Origin of the sequence: Microvirga aerophila, from assembly GCF_003332305.1 — a bacterium.
Classification (GTDB): Bacteria; Pseudomonadota; Alphaproteobacteria; order Rhizobiales; family Beijerinckiaceae; genus Microvirga; species Microvirga aerophila.
Genome location: NZ_QOIO01000020.1, coordinates 1 through 14,170, shown reverse-complemented (window position 1 = coordinate 14,170; position 14,170 = coordinate 1). Strand labels below are relative to the sequence as shown.

General features: G+C 57.6%; 14 protein-coding genes and 1 pseudogene. 7 read left to right on the top strand and 8 right to left on the bottom strand.

Translation table 11 applies throughout. The annotated features are described in order from the left end of the window. Positions 1-2: 2 nt before the first annotated feature. The 4 genes from DRB19_RS12305 to DRB19_RS12290 all read right to left on the bottom strand — a co-directional run bounded on the left by DRB19_RS12305 (position 3) and on the right by DRB19_RS12290 (position 4,330). A complete protein-coding gene (locus DRB19_RS12305) occupies positions 3-905 on the bottom strand; it encodes a LysR substrate-binding domain-containing protein (protein WP_114186332.1) in 903 nt (300 codons plus the stop codon). Between the two features lie 238 nt (positions 906-1,143). Further along, the gene (locus DRB19_RS12300) at positions 1,144-2,070 is read right to left on the bottom strand and encodes a 2-hydroxyacid dehydrogenase (protein ID WP_114186331.1); all 927 of its coding nucleotides are present in this window, start codon (positions 2,068-2,070) and stop codon (positions 1,144-1,146) included. Positions 2,071-2,284: 214 nt separating this feature from the next. After that, a complete protein-coding gene (locus DRB19_RS12295; protein ID WP_114186330.1) occupies positions 2,285-3,562 on the bottom strand; it encodes an NAD(P)/FAD-dependent oxidoreductase in 1,278 nt (425 codons plus the stop codon). A 54-nt stretch (positions 3,563-3,616) separates the two neighbouring features. Continuing rightward, the gene (locus DRB19_RS12290; RefSeq protein WP_114186329.1) at positions 3,617-4,330 is read right to left on the bottom strand and encodes an HAD-IA family hydrolase; all 714 of its coding nucleotides are present in this window, start codon (positions 4,328-4,330) and stop codon (positions 3,617-3,619) included. Positions 4,331-4,763: 433 nt separating this feature from the next. On the opposite strand from DRB19_RS12290, the gene DRB19_RS12285 reads away from it, so the two are divergent. Together DRB19_RS12285 and DRB19_RS12280 are read left to right on the top strand one after the other, a co-directional pair. After that, on the top strand, positions 4,764-5,126 hold the full coding sequence (locus DRB19_RS12285; protein ID WP_114186328.1) for a hypothetical protein: 363 nt from the start codon (positions 4,764-4,766) through the stop codon (positions 5,124-5,126). Positions 5,127-5,957: 831 nt separating this feature from the next. Further along, complete coding sequence (locus DRB19_RS12280; protein WP_245439453.1) at positions 5,958-7,334, top strand: amidase; 1,377 nt, start codon at positions 5,958-5,960, stop codon at positions 7,332-7,334. A 187-nt stretch (positions 7,335-7,521) separates the two neighbouring features. Here the strand turns inward: DRB19_RS12280 and DRB19_RS31110 are convergent, their stop codons facing one another. Continuing rightward, positions 7,522-7,737, bottom strand: coding sequence for a hypothetical protein (locus DRB19_RS31110; protein WP_245439451.1), 216 nt, complete (start codon positions 7,735-7,737; stop codon positions 7,522-7,524). 1,036 nt (positions 7,738-8,773) lie between these two features. Next, positions 8,774-9,307 (bottom strand): response regulator, encoded by a 534-nt coding sequence (locus tag DRB19_RS12270; RefSeq protein WP_245439471.1) that lies wholly within the window; start codon positions 9,305-9,307, stop codon positions 8,774-8,776. A 449-nt stretch (positions 9,308-9,756) separates the two neighbouring features. Here DRB19_RS12270 and DRB19_RS12265 point away from each other — a divergent pair. The 4 genes and pseudogenes from DRB19_RS12265 to DRB19_RS29925 all read left to right on the top strand — a co-directional run. Further along, a pseudogene (locus DRB19_RS12265) lies at positions 9,757-9,936 on the top strand (integrase core domain-containing protein); the annotation flags it as partial. 270 nt (positions 9,937-10,206) lie between these two features. Beyond that, complete coding sequence (locus DRB19_RS12260; RefSeq protein ID WP_114186325.1) at positions 10,207-10,557, top strand: hypothetical protein; 351 nt, start codon at positions 10,207-10,209, stop codon at positions 10,555-10,557. Positions 10,558-11,021: 464 nt separating this feature from the next. Beyond that, a complete protein-coding gene (locus DRB19_RS12255) occupies positions 11,022-11,513 on the top strand; it encodes a Ros/MucR family transcriptional regulator (RefSeq protein ID WP_114186324.1) in 492 nt (163 codons plus the stop codon). A gap of 298 nt (positions 11,514-11,811) precedes the next feature. Beyond that, positions 11,812-11,952 (top strand): hypothetical protein, encoded by a 141-nt coding sequence (locus tag DRB19_RS29925; protein ID WP_162815673.1) that lies wholly within the window; start codon positions 11,812-11,814, stop codon positions 11,950-11,952. Positions 11,953-11,981: 29 nt separating this feature from the next. Here DRB19_RS29925 and DRB19_RS12245 read toward each other — a convergent pair whose 3' ends face one another. Together DRB19_RS12245 and DRB19_RS12240 are read right to left on the bottom strand one after the other, a co-directional pair. Then, positions 11,982-12,464, bottom strand: coding sequence for an IS1096 element passenger TnpR family protein (locus tag DRB19_RS12245; protein ID WP_114186322.1), 483 nt, complete (start codon positions 12,462-12,464; stop codon positions 11,982-11,984). A gap of 966 nt (positions 12,465-13,430) precedes the next feature. Continuing rightward, positions 13,431-13,835 (bottom strand): DoxX family protein, encoded by a 405-nt coding sequence (locus DRB19_RS12240; protein ID WP_147023088.1) that lies wholly within the window; start codon positions 13,833-13,835, stop codon positions 13,431-13,433. A 94-nt stretch (positions 13,836-13,929) separates the two neighbouring features. On the opposite strand from DRB19_RS12240, the gene DRB19_RS12235 reads away from it, so the two are divergent. Continuing rightward, positions 13,930-14,170: IS630 transposase-related protein (locus tag DRB19_RS12235; protein WP_245439450.1), on the top strand; the 241-nt coding region annotated here is incomplete at its 3' end.

Here is a 14,170-nt window from a genome sequence, read left to right as displayed (position 1 = left end):
GATCAACTGGGCAGCTTCTCAAGGACAATGGTCTTCATATCCGCCATGGTTGCAAAAAGGGCCTCCGCCGCCGAGGTCAATGGCCGAGTCTCCGGTCGAAGCAGCGCTACCTTAAATGGAATTGTAGGAGTGAATGGAAGAAGCTTAACCTCATCGCATCGTTGCAGGATCGCCGTGAAAGGATCCAATATGGCGATACCAAGACCATGTTTCACCATGGCATACGCGGGAGCAGACAGGTTAGTCTCGAAGATCGCTTCAGTTTCGATTCCCGAAGACTGAGTGGCCTGATCCAGCAGATGGCGCGCAGGAGCAAATGAGGAATACAGTATCATGGGAGTTCGAGACAGGTCTTCCAAACTTATACTGGAACGATCAGCAAGCGGATGATTTGCAGGAACCGCAGCAACATAGGGTGCGGTACTGAAAACCTCGATTTTGAATCCCGACCGTCGAAACGGCATCTCAGCTATGCCGAAGTCGATTTGTTGAGCCGCAGCGAACTCTTCGATTTTCGAGGACGTCCGAACGCTTAGAGACACTTTTGTCTCTGGCCGGTGCACATGAAATTGCGACAGCACACGTGGCATGAAGTCGAGCCCCAGCGCAGGCAGCGCCGCTAGGCTGATGTGACTTCCTCCTCCCTTCGCAAGCTGTAGAGCAAAGGTCCGCAGGGACTCTAGGGAGACGTAAGCACGTTCTATCTCAGTAAGCAGTTCGTGCGCCTGTGGCGTCGGAGTCACCAAGCCCTTACGTCGTTCGAAAAGGGAAATACCGAGTTCATACTCCAGTTTATCGAGTAAGCGACTGACAGCGGGTTGGCTGCGCCCGAGGATTTCTGCAGCGCCGCTAACCGTCCCCGTAAGCATGACTGCACGAAAGGCAGCAAAGTAATTCGGATTCATGGCACTCTCACAATCCGACGATGATGGCTCTCAAGCACAGCCAGCACTACATCGACAGTGACTATTTCTTGCAGCTTTGAAAACTCGACTCAAGGGTTACAGCTTGAACCAATTGCTGTTGCTTCAGCTTAGCCCAAAAAACCTTTGCATTGAGAGCGCCTTGGATCCGAACGCAACAGATAGCTCTCATCATAACCCTTGGGGTGCCTCGTGACCCCAATCGCACTGGGCGGGATGTTCAAGACTTCCCTGAACGATCGACGACGTCGGTCAGTGGCTCGCCGGCTTGATGGCGGCGGATGTTGGCAACCACCACCTTAGTGGCACTCTCAGGTTGCGTCATGCTGGCAATGTGCGGCGTAACAAGTATCTGCGGATGCCTCCAGAAGGGATGATCCTCCGGCAATGGTTCGCTCGCAAAAACGTCCAGGATCGCGTTGCGAATTCGCCCGCTGTCGAGAGCGGCCAACAAGTCCTCCTCCACCAAGTGCCCACCGCGTCCAACATTGATGAGGCCTGCGCCATGTGGGAGCGCAGCAAAGAGGCGGCTGTTCAGAATGCCGCGTGTCTCGTTAGACAGTGGCAGTAAGCAAACCAAAATATCGCAGGAGGCTAAGAATGCGTTGAGTTCGTCACGTCCGGTGTAGCTGGTGACGCCCTCGACGGAACGTGTTGAGCGGTTCCAACCTGAAAGTTGAAACCCAAACTTCTTCAATTGCTCGATCACTGAAAGGCCCAAGGTACCCAATCCCATAATCCCCACGCGGCGACGGGATGCCGGGATGATAAGACGGGGGATCCATGCCGCCTTGGACTGGTTCGCGATATAATCCAACATGTCCCGATGCAGGGCCAGCACGGCAAAGCTAACGTATTCGGTCATGCCGGCGGTCATGCCAGGCTCGACCATCCGCACGACGGGAATATGGATTGGAACAAGCTCGGGGGTGAACTGATCAGTTCCCGCGCCTGCCGAGAAAATGACTTCCAAGTTAGGATACCGGCTCTGTAAATCTGGCGGAACCTCCCATGTCATAAGGTAGCGTACCTCATGCGGAGCGACGTCATCCTCAGGGAGCATGAAGGGAATATCCGGCGCCTCGGTTGCAAACATCGACTTCCAACGCGAGCCACGGCTTGGATCCGCCAAGTATAGAAGTGTCATGCAATCAGCCTCTCACGATATCGCGGTTTCGGTGGGCTCGCATCTGAGGAAATTGGTGACTGGCAGGAACTGCAGGATAGGTCTCCTTGAAGAAGCGAAAGTATCGATCCGCAGATCTTCAGGCGCATCGGTGCGCGCAAGGAGACCAGATAAAGCGTTCATTGTCACTCTATAGGTTCTTGTGGACGAGCCCAGTACGAGCGGTTGTAGTTGGTCAACGCCCTAAGATATCGAGGAACTGTTGCCAGCCTGCCGCCAGACGAACTCCAGGTGATCGAAGGGCATGGAACGGGATCGCGTGCAGGGGAAGCGTCTCTAGGAGAGCTGCTGACGTTGCTTCGCCAGCCGTCTTTCGAGCAAGATACCGGCCCATCAGGCTTGCCATTGCGACGCCGGTCCCATTGTAGCCGGCGGCGAAATAAGTCCGTTCGTCGAGCATCCCCACATGTGGTAAGGCATCGAGTGTCATTGCCACGAGGCCTGACCATTCATGGACAATAGGCGTGTCTTCCAAGACAGGGAAGAGATCCGTCATGTCCCTGCGAAGACTCTTGAACGAAGATGGGGAGTCATTCCGGCCGAAGGCGCCGCGACCGCCAAAAATCAGCTGCTTGTCCACGATGCGGAACCAGCGCAGCATTCGTTTGGTATCGCCGCAAAGGCGCCCACCTGGAAGAATCTGAGCTCGAACATTGGCTGAGAGCGGTGCCGTGGCTATGATTGCACTCCGGAATGGTACAAGCCGCTGGTAAATCGGCTTTGTCGCACCTGTCAGACCCGAATAGCCATTCGTGGCAAGGATCACCTGACGGGCAGTGACTTGGCCTTCCGGGGTTTCAACGATTACACCGGCGCCACGGCTTCGAACCTTTATGGCGGGTGTTTCGATATAGACTGGAACACCTTTCGCCTGAAGTCCGCGAGCAAGGCCACGCGCATAATTCAAGGGATGGATCCCCCCGGCATCAGCGGTGAGCAGACCACCAAAAAAGACTTTTGTGCCGATTTCCTCCCTTACCTCTTCAGGTCCGAGCATTACCGATTTGCCATACTCCGCCTTGATCCAATCACCCGTTACCGCGAGGTTCGCGAGGGCGCGCGGCGTGTGAGCAGCAGCGATGTGGCCGTAACGACCGAAGCCCGCACTCTTTATGCTCAGGGCCTCCACAAGCTCCTCGACGCAGTCGACGGACTCGTATGCGAGATCGTACATTCGCCGGGCGATCTCACGGCCGTGTGAGGCAGCGATGCTGGGGAAGGAGATCCGAAACTTGGGTGAAACGACGCCACCGTTACGACCACTGGCGCCCCAGCCTATCCGGTTTGCCTCGAGCAAAACCGGCGCCCGGCCTGATTCAGCAATATGATAGGCGGCGGACAGGCCGGTATAGCCGCCGCCGATGACGACAACATCAGCTTGAACGTGACCTTTGAGGCATGGGAATACCGGCTCTGCTTCTGCCGTTGCAGCCCACAGAGAATTCACATGCATCTCTGCCCTCCCCTAAAGAATGGCCAAGGCGACCGGCACCCTGGCTCCGCGTCACTATCCGGCACCCAGCTCTGCCTCGACAGCATCGGCCAGCTCGCCCAGAGTGGCATAGTGATAGTCGGGTTTGGTTAGCTCAGGCACTTCCAACGTTCCGCCGAAACCCTTGAGGCCCTTACGACGTTCGATCCAAGCTACTGTGTAACCAATCTTTTTTGCAACGCCGATATCGTGATACTGGCTCTGAGCCACGTGCAGGATATCCTCGAAGAATATTCCGCTTGTGCTGAGGCGCCCACGTGCGAAAGCAAAGAATTGCGGATCCGGCTTCTCGAAACGCACGTCGTCGACGGTAACACGTTCGTCAAAAGGCTGCTCTAAGGTAGCTGCCATGTGGTCCAGCGCCCACCTGCGGGCATTCGTCATTGCAACGAGGCGGAAGTGCTTGCGCAACCGCTTAAGAGCATCAACGGAATCGGGAAACGCTGGCCAATCCTTGACCGAATCCTTCAGACCTTCGGCTGCGCCAGGGACATGCGGCAGCTGAAGCTTCCTTTCGATATCCTTGTAGACGCGAACCAGGTCGTCCGGGTACAGGCCAGACGACTTGTCGGCCCGTGAATAACGATAAGCCTCCAGGATCACATCATCGCTGAGATGCTGTGCAGCATCACCAGCCACGGCACGGATATGATTGATGATCCCTCTCTCGAAATCGATGAGCGTGCCAACCACGTCGAAGGTTAAGGCTTTGAATTGGCGAAATGGCATAGACCCGGTTTCCTTCTTAGAGTGGCGATTGCCTAGCAAGAATAGTTTGGTTCGGCCGGTGCATCAGAGCTTCGCTTTTCGCTCTAAACATAAAGCATAAGCTGCTGTTTTGGATCCTTTGACAGAACGATAATGCCGCAAGAGGTTGTGTGGCCAATAAGCTAAAACGGTCGCCTACCCACCGAACCCGCCGCTCCACTAACCTTCAACCCGGATCTCGCAGCGAGGGCTGACCACCGCGAGAATGCGTTCAGAACTACTCCCCCGCTTACTACAGGGTTGAGAAACACGTGAACGTCACTTTGGGCTGTTGATTTCGATTCTGACGAACGTGCTTGACCTGATTGGCCACAAGTTACGCTTCGTTAACCATACGAGCACATTCTTCCCGTGAGCCGAATATCCACGTCGGCTGTCTTGGGGAAAAACGGAAGTGACGTTCAAAAACCTTGCTGAGGCAGTTGATGAGAAGCTGGCAGCGATTGTGCCGGTCTTGGCGCGGATTGAACAAATCGGTGGGAGCGCAGACCTACGTGATCTCGGGCGACACTTGATTGACGCCATGAACCTATTCCAGCGCAACCCCGGCATTGAGGCCGCCGCTGACGACCTCTATGGCGCCGCTGGGGCTCTCGTGACGGACAGCACGGTACGGGCGCAGCCGATTGCGAGACAGTTGCGCCTGCTCAAGGAGGCTCATCTGCGCTTCAGCAGCCGGCTTGTCGGTGCTGTGGAGCGGGCGGGGCGCTATGAGCACCTGGTTGTGCCGGCGTTCCCAGTCCGTCGGGCTGCCTGAGGCGTCTTCAGCCGTTCTGACTGGACATTGGGCCGTAGCGGAGAGGAAATTGCCTTTTGTCAGTCCCGCTTGGGACTCAACTGCGGTAGCCCAGAAGCCCGCTGACCCAGCCGACAACCGGACTTGCGATTGAGACGACCAGCAACATACGCCAGTCATGCCCATTGCCGATAGACCATCCATTTATGTCAGCACCGCTGTCGCTTGGATCGAGCAGGAGCCGCAAGCTTGCTCGGCTCTCGGCGCACTTCGCCGATGCAAGAGTACCAGTCCGCGTGCACGATTGTCATGCGAGGACGCAGGTGCTCTCACATGCGTCAAGGCATGATAGGGCCAGCTCTTTAGGGCGAGTACAAACGTCGTGTGCCAGATGTATTCAGAGCGAGAGCGCCCATGGCCAAATTAAGCAGCCAAGGCGCCTGATTGACTGACTATAGTTAGCGAGTGTTCTCGCAATCGCTGGTCAGGCTGAAGCTGCCGTGATTGGGGCCGTGCCTGGACACTTACCGCTTGCTTCCGCCGTCCCCATTGCTATTGCCACCATTCCCGCCGTGGCCGTCAGCATTACCGCCGCCGTTACCCGGATTGGATGGATCGCTGCCCTTCCCGTCAGTGCTGGAGTTGTCACATCAAGCAAGTTAAGGCCATTTTGGCGGTGAATGCCGCCTGTTCAGGGCATGGAAAATACACGAACGGGCATTCGTGGCAGGTGCAGTATAGGCAAGTATAACTCCTTGATGTGACAAAGCCTCTGATCCATTGTTGGACGGCCGAGCTGACCTTATGGGTCGGGTGCTGCCTTGGCGCCTGCTCCTGGACAGGTAAGCTTTAATGGGACTTGCCGAGGACTACATTACCCTTGATGCCACAGCGCTGGCCGACCTCGTGCACCAACGGCAGGTCAGTCCCGCCGAACTCGTCGAAACCGCCATCGCGCGGTTGGAGCAGGTGGAGCCGAAGCTGGCCGGCATGGCCGAATGGACGCTGGACCAGGCCCGCCAAGCAGCCCATGAGCCCTTGGGTGCTCGCCCCTTTGCGGGTGTGCGGTTCCTGCTCAAGGACAACATGCATTTTGCCGCTGGCATCCCGTATCACAACGGCAGTCGCATCTGGCGCGGCTGGGTGCCGCCGCACGACAGCGAGATGGTCCGCCGCTTCAAAGCCACAGGGTTGATCATTCTCGGCAGCACCAAGGTCCCCGAGCTGTCACTGACCCCGGTGACCGAGCCCCGGCATCTAGGCCGGGCCAACAACCCTTGGGCGCTGGATCGCACCACCGGCGGCTCGTCAGGTGGATCCTGCGCCCATGTGGCGGCCCGCTCCGTGACAATGGCCCATGCCACCGACGGCGGCGGCTCGATCCGCATCCCGGCCTCCTGCTGCGGGCTGTTCGGGCTCAAGCCCACCCGCGGACGCACTCCGAACGGCCCCTATATCGGCGAGGGCTGGCATGGCGCGGCCATCGGGCATGCTGTGACCCGCAGCGTCCGCGACAGTGCCCGCCTGCTGGACGCAATTGCTGGACCTGATCTCGGGGCCCCCTACGGCATTGCCCCACCTGATGGGTCCTTTACCGAAGCTGGGACAAGGCCGCCCGGCCGGCTCCGGATTGCCTTCAGCTCAGCGGCTCCCAACGGAGCCGCAGTGGATCCGGAGTGCCGGACCGCGGTGGAGAACGCAGCGCGGCATTGTGCCGAGTTAGGCCATCATGTGGAGGAAGCCGCCCCTTCCGTGCCGGAGGATTACTTCAGCTGGTTTCTCGTCACCTTTCTAGCGGCGGTATCCCAGGAGTTCGCCTTTGCGGAGGAGATCACCGGCACCAGGGCCCGGCGCAGCGATGTCGAGGTGAGCACGTGGTTGTGCCGCGAGCTGGGGCACGGCTTCTCGGCCGCGGAGCTCTCGGTCACGTTGGAGCGTCTGCACCGGGCTACGCGCACAATTGCCGGCTTCTTCGAGACGTATGACCTGCTGTTGACGCCCGCTCTGGCCAGCCCTCCGGTCCGGCACGGAGACCTTCACCCGAGAGGCTTTGAGGCGGCTCTGCAAGGATTGGCAGCCCGCCTCGGCGTCGGCCGATATCTGCGCTACGGGCCGCTCTTGCGGCAGGCGGCGGATCGCGCGTTCCGGTTCATGCCGTTCTCCCCGATCTGGAACATCACAGGGCAACCTGCAGCCAGCCTGCCGTTGCATTGGACGCCTGATGGATGACCCGTTGGCGTGCAGGCGGTCGCGCGCTTCGGGCAGGAAGTAACCCTCTTCTCGTTTGCAGCTCAGCTCGAGCGGGACGGTCCCTGGGCGCACCGCCTGCCGCCGATCATGGCAGCGCCAGTAAGATCCGATCTTTAAGAGGATCAACAGAGTGGGTGTTTCGGCGATGTCGGAGCCGAAAGCGAGTCTAGGCAGCCTCTGTGAGCACCTTGCGCACTGCGGCCAGTGGCAATCCGAAGTGCTTGGCAACCTGTCCCGGCGCGACCCCCGCCAGAAGAGCAGCCCGCACGGCCTTGCGCTGCCCCTCTTGCAACGGGAATGACCCCATCTTGGTTCGGCGACGTCTGTCGGGCTTTGGGTCCTTTAGGCCCAGACGTTCGAGCAACCCACGGGCGTCGCTCACGGCCCGCTCCAGTTCAAGCCGAGCGTGCGGATCAGTCTCCATTCGGCGCTGCAGCTCACCCACAAGTTCATCCAGCTGCCGAACGAGCTGTGCGTCAGACAATCCAGCTAACTTCGGCTGCTTTGCGAAGGTGAGAGCGGGTCCGGACGGAGCAAATGGGGCTGGCGAAACGTCCTCGAACAGGTCGAGGGTACGAGGGGAGGCGTCCTTGTGCGACATAAGACTAATATGGGCATGAGATCCTGCTCGCCCAAGCGTGGAAGGCCTTGTCAGATTGCCGCGTCAGGCAGGCTAAACGATGCCCCAGGCGCGGTAACGGGAGCGGCCGGGTGGGATCCGACGTTCGGGTTTGGCCTGATCCAGATGGCAGGCTTGTGCGCACTGCCCGCAGAGCCAACACCGATCGCCGGGGCCAAAAGGCGGCCCAGCGCTCCCGCTTTCAAGGCGCAGACGTCAGACATGCCCTGACACCTGTGAAGGTCTGCACTAGGTCAAACTGAGAAGTTCAGGCAGGCCACATGAAGGTCTACTCACCCCGACGAAGTGGAGATCTGGATAAGATGCCGCACGCCGGTGGGCGAGGTTTGGCAAGGAGGAGGCGGATACGGACGAGGCTTGATGTTGGTCAGCTATGCCATCTGGTGGGAGGTCTCAATTGACCGGCTGGCGTGATCGCGCTTGACTGCAGGCGAGAGACTGAGGGGTTGCCATGTCCGCCAAATGTCCAAGTTGCGCAGAGCCACTGCTGAGCGTGAAATGCTACAGCGTCGATATTGAAAGCTCCGGTGCCCTGCAGAGCGGCACGGTCTATGCTTGCCCAGCGTGCTCCGCTGCCATCACCATTTCACTAGGAGCACCGCCCATTGTTGCAGGAACGGTCCTGGAGACCGTCACTGATGTCTCGATCAATCCGAATGACGCACTTCCTAGCTTACCTCAGTGACACAAGCTGGCCTTCAAGCCAGGTTGAGATCCCCGAACCCGGTCCCCTCAGTTGGGATGTTTCCGTCATGACGTGCGGGCCATACGGATAGCTTTAGGCAGCCCTAAGCATCTCGACCGGAGCGTCATCAACCATTTCAAACAATGCCAGCCCCTTCAATGTCTCAAGCACCATCATTGGGGCATGCGGCACCACCAAGACGGCATCTACTGAGGGACAATCAGCCTCGAGAATCTCTCCGGACAACAGGATAACCGGCCGGTCCGGATTGTGCCGGTGATACTCATCGGCGAGGAGCCATCCATCCACCAGCCCAGGAAGTCTCACTCTTGTCACAAGCCAATCGATTTGAGCCTGCTGCTGGCAGAGCGATAGGAGCCCTGCGTTGCCTGTTGGAACGGCCAAGACCTGACAACCGGCAGTCTGGAGGATATTCTCCAGCAGCTCGCGTGTGATGGGGTCGTTCTCGACGACAAGAACAGTAGCTGGGGCAAGCATTTTTGGGACATCACGTATTGTGTGGGAGACATGCCGATATTCTGCCGGCTTGGTTAATGCTTCCTTAAATTGCGCAGGAGATCGGGTGAGTGCGCCAAGCTGCCGCGCCTCCTTTGAGCCGCTTGTCACCTCCGGCAAATCAGCTCAATCTCACCCGAGCTGCCTATCAACGACAGCGGTCGACGAGGCCCGGGACTGGCACGGATGTACTGCCCTCCCGGGCTCCTCGTCGGATCTCCCACAACCTGCTACTCCCGCTCCGCTCTAATCAGGGTTCGGCTCTGCTTGGCCTTCTCCAGCATGGCCAGCATCTCGCCGGGTAGAGGAATGAGCAGGTCTCCTCGGCAGCGATTCCGCAGGACCTTCCCAATATGCTCAATGATGTGCTGTGGTAGATGTGGCGTGCACTGTTCTACCGCGCGGCTGCGCCGGCGGCTCTCATCTGCCCCCATAGAGTCGTCTCCGTCACCGTTGATCGGCTGTTATGTCAGATCTCGAAGACCGAACTCAGAACGACAGGGAGCGGTTTCGTGGGAGCCGTGCGGCAAAAAACTGCCCTCAGAGTGGCTCACTTTCACGCCGAAGCCTTCGTGCGCACGATCAAGCGCGACTACACTCGGGTAAACCCAATCCCGGATGCCCGCACCGTGCTGGAGAGCCTTCCTTTATGGTTCGAGCACTACAACAGCCTTCACCCGCACAAGGCACTCGGATATCGTTCCCCGCGTGAGTTCATCGCCTCACGTCAACCGGGATGATCCTGTCCGATCTTTCAGGTGCAACAACACTGCCTGACATGCCAACGGCTTCGTGTGTTGGCATACAGAGCTATCGAAGAGACTTGGTAAGCTAAGGATGTTCCTCCTTGAACGCCCTTTGGCCCCATCCGTCGAATAATCCGGATGGGGCTTCTTTGTGAAGGCTTGCTTCAGTCACGACATTGGCCCTTCCGCCTCGGTGAACGGAACAGTTAGGACTGTCTGACCAGCCTCATCCACAATCTCAATCACGAAGTGCTTTCGCGCTTCATGGGCAACTCGCGTCAGGACGAGCGAGCAACGATCAAAACCCTGGAAACAATCCCGCATTCAAATCGCCTAATTCGCCCCATACTTTCCCAATGGGAGCCTTCTAGCTTCTCCGAGGATCATGTCGAGGAACCCGCCATGCACGAGGATGATGAGGAGCGTTTCCCGCGCATCACGCTCTGGCAATTCCTAGTCGGGAGCTTAAAGACGATTGTTTGGTTTGAGATGTGGCCGATCTATCGGTGGGACGATCTCCAATCCCACTCCGACGAAAAGACTGAGAAGAGGGAAGCAGATGAAAAGAACCATCAGCAACCTACCCGCAGAGTGGATGATTTAAAATCTTCATAAAGCTGATCGGAAGGTTTCTTGCCAAACACAATGGCTTGGTCATCTTGGCTAGAAAACAGTAGCAACCCTAATGCTGGGCGACGGCGGCCTCATAGCCGTGCCCCTCCGCATCCTTCCCAGAGGCTCTTGGCGTTCTCGATCAGCCACTCGATGCCCGTGTGTCTCTAAAATTGTTTTTGGCTTGCTTTGAGACTCAATAATCGCAGTCGGAAGATCGTGCTGTTCTCAAGATCGCTGTTCTCGTCGCGTGGCGCTCGGGCAAGCCCAAGAAACCAGAACTTTAACATAAATTAGTTTTTCACAGGGAGTTCGAGGCAAATCGTTTCCCAAAGTACATTGTTCACGACCGCCTCTTGTATTTATCGGGCCATAGATCTAGCTCCTTGTTATAATCAGCCTGCAAACTTGGAAATGGGTATCTGAGGTCCCTGCCTTAGCGGCAACCTCAAGCAGAGGCTTATCTGATGACTAACGAAACAACACCGAATTACATGGAACTTGCGGCTGATATCGTATCAGCCTTTGTGAGCAACAATTCCGTACCGGTCACTGAACTTTCCAGCCTAATCGCCAATGTCCACGCTTCTCTTCAGAATGTTGGCCAGCCCGCTCGGAAGCAAGACGACGCGAAGCCAGCGCCTGCCGTCTCGGTGAGAAAGTCGGTCACCCCGGACTATCTGATCAGCTTGGAAGACGGAAAACAGTACAAATCGCTCAAGCGGCATCTTGGAAAACTGGGTCTGACGCCCGAAGCCTACCGGGAGAAGTGGGGCCTGCCTCGTGACTACCCGATGGTCGCCCCGAACTATGCCGCTAAGCGATCCGAGTTGGCCAAGAGCATGGGCCTGGGTCAGCAACGCTCAAAGGCAGCCCAAGCCAAAGCGGCTGCCAATGATACGGTGGTGACCACCCCAGCGAAAGCGCCTGCCAAGCGTGGACGTAAAAAGGCTGCCTAACGCTTCGGCATCGAGGATCGAGAGGCCGCTCCTCATGAGAAGCGGCCTTTTTGTTCTCCGGTGTTATTGAATCGCGGGCTCGCAGCCTCGATCTAGAGCATCGGACGGTTTGTCGGACCCGCTCGGATTCCACCTCTGCCCGAGGGAGAGGGGTGGGACGTCGTGGATCCGCCTTTTCGTCCGATGCTCTAAAACCGAGAGTGTTGGCTCCCGCGTGGGCGTGTCCTTGATCAATGCGCGTTTCACGCCGTTTATCTTTTCTACGCCCCTATCAGCCCTCTCTGAGGAGGCCCTCAAGGTGACCACTCGAACGGATACCGTCGAAAAACTGGAGCAAGCCGCCGACGAGGCTCTGGAAGACCTCTCGGCGCTCTTGTTGGAAGCTGCCGATACCATCCTGATGCTACGTGAGTTGCTGGTGGACCAAGACGGCCTATAGCTTGATAAGGTTCAGCCAGAGGGACATGCTCAGAACCAGCGTGACTGGGGTTGCACGCCTGATGACTCGTCGTCCTCGTCCCATGAACCATACTGCTCCGGAGCCTCGCCGACCTTCTTGAGTTCCTTCGGATAACGGGTCTTCGCAACCTTCTGGCCCATGCCGATGACCTCGACGACGAACCGCCAGTCGTCGCCATAATCGAACATGAACAGCATGGTGTAACCCACGTCAGGGAAGGCGTCGGCCACGGAGGTCTTCCTTACGCTCCTAGCGTCAGTCTTCTCACCCATGTCGGCGAACAACTCGTACTTGGGCTGGGAGCGCATCACGTCCTGGCCCGTGAGCTTGGAGTAGAAGCCGAAGGCGTGGTCGAACTCGAAGCCAAAAGCATGAACGATTGTCTCGGCTAGAACGCTGAGCGTTTTACGGCTTTCGACCTCGATCTCCCGATAGATTGTCGGCTCGTCCTGGAGTGTGACCCGGACGATATGAGTGCCAGCGGCGGTCATAGTTGCTCCTATCTGAGGTTCGGCTCGTTCAGTCCCTAATGCTCAGGAGCCTGCCCCTCCCGTTGAGCACCTTTGTGCGAAGAGGTCTTAGCTGCATTCCGGTCCAGCCCGATCATCTCAACAAGCTGAAGATCGCTCCCTATTTTCCGTAGGTCTGGGGATACGTCGTGGTCTTGGTCGCCCCTGCTAATCCTGAATGGAAGTATACAGCCTGCGCTTTCTCACCAAGGCAGGCATTACCCCAAAGGCATTACCAACAATAACACATGTACTCACCAACAGCTTCTTGGCTATCAATGCAACAGAAAAAACAGAATACTGCGGGGCGCCTTCAGCTTGAGCAACAAGAGCGAGCGACATCCTTCTTCTTGCTAAGCGCCGGGGTGGGCGCAGTCTGTCGAGGGGGTACTTATGAGAACGAAGTTCGTGCCGGTGTTTGCAACCGCGCTTGTCCTCGGATGGTCAGCGCCTCATCCCCACCAACCCAGCCTTGGCATCTCCGCAGAGGCTCGACCTAAATCTCAAGTCCACAAGGCTAAATCGGTTGCCCGCAAGAGCGCGAAGAAGTCCCACCGTGTTGTGCGAAAGAGAACCAGGGGCAAGATTGCTGCAAAGCAGCGGGTTGCACCGGTAAAGCCTACTGTGGTGGCTCAAGCCCTATCTCCTTCGTCTTCCCCATTGTTGGATCTGCCAATCCCACCGACTCCTGCCGTCCTGATATCCGCGCCTTCTGAGCTACAAGCTCTGACGCGAGAACAACACATGGAGGAGCTTAGGATAAGCCTCATACGGCTCGCCAAAACAATTTCAACGTCAGAAGACCGTATGGAGAAGCTCCGGTCTGGTCTTGAGAGGCTTGCCAAGGCGATGAACAGCAGCAGAACCTAAAATTGCTTTGACAGCATACGACATGAACCAGCCACGATCTGCTTGATCGTGGCCTAGGCGCAGTCTAGTTGACCATCCTCATCGTAGGCGCGTCCGGCTCCATACCCCTGGCCCACAGGCAAAATACATCAGCAGTCCTCCAATGACAGCGAGGTTCTGGAAAAACTCCACGTTCTGACGAGGACGGAAGACCAACCCCGTCATCGATGGGCCATATGTCAGCCAAAGCATGGCGGCGGTGAAGCCGATCAGGGCCACTGCTGTCCAGCGCGGCCACAAGCTAATGATCAGGGCCAAGGGGCCAAGAAACTCCGCTGCCACCAGAAGGCCAGCAACAGTTTCTGGATAAAGCACATCCTTGCTCGCAAGCGAAGTTGCAAACGACGAAAAGGCCATCAGCTTGCTGTAGCCAGAGGGCAGAAACAGAGCAGCGATCAGCACACGGCTAAAGAGCAGGGCCGCATCCTCGCTTCGGGTCAGCATGAACTCCCTCCTAAAGCATCGGACTGGAAATTCGACTCTTAGGGTTCTGGGTTGATGTGATCTGTGATTCACTTCGTCGGACGGGAGGTGGATCATGGGTCACTGCTATTCTCTCGATCTTCGTATGCGGGTTGCAGCCTTCGTCGAGGCGGGCCATTCCTGCCGGACGGCGGCCCGCCACTTTGGCGTCAGTGACAGCTGTGCCATCAAGCTGATGCAGCGCCAGCGGCGGTTCGGCTCGCCGGCGCCCGCCCGCCAAGGCCGTCCGCCGGGAGGTGGCAAACTGGTGCCTTATGAGACCTTCCTGATCCAAGCCGTCGAGGCACACCCCGCCA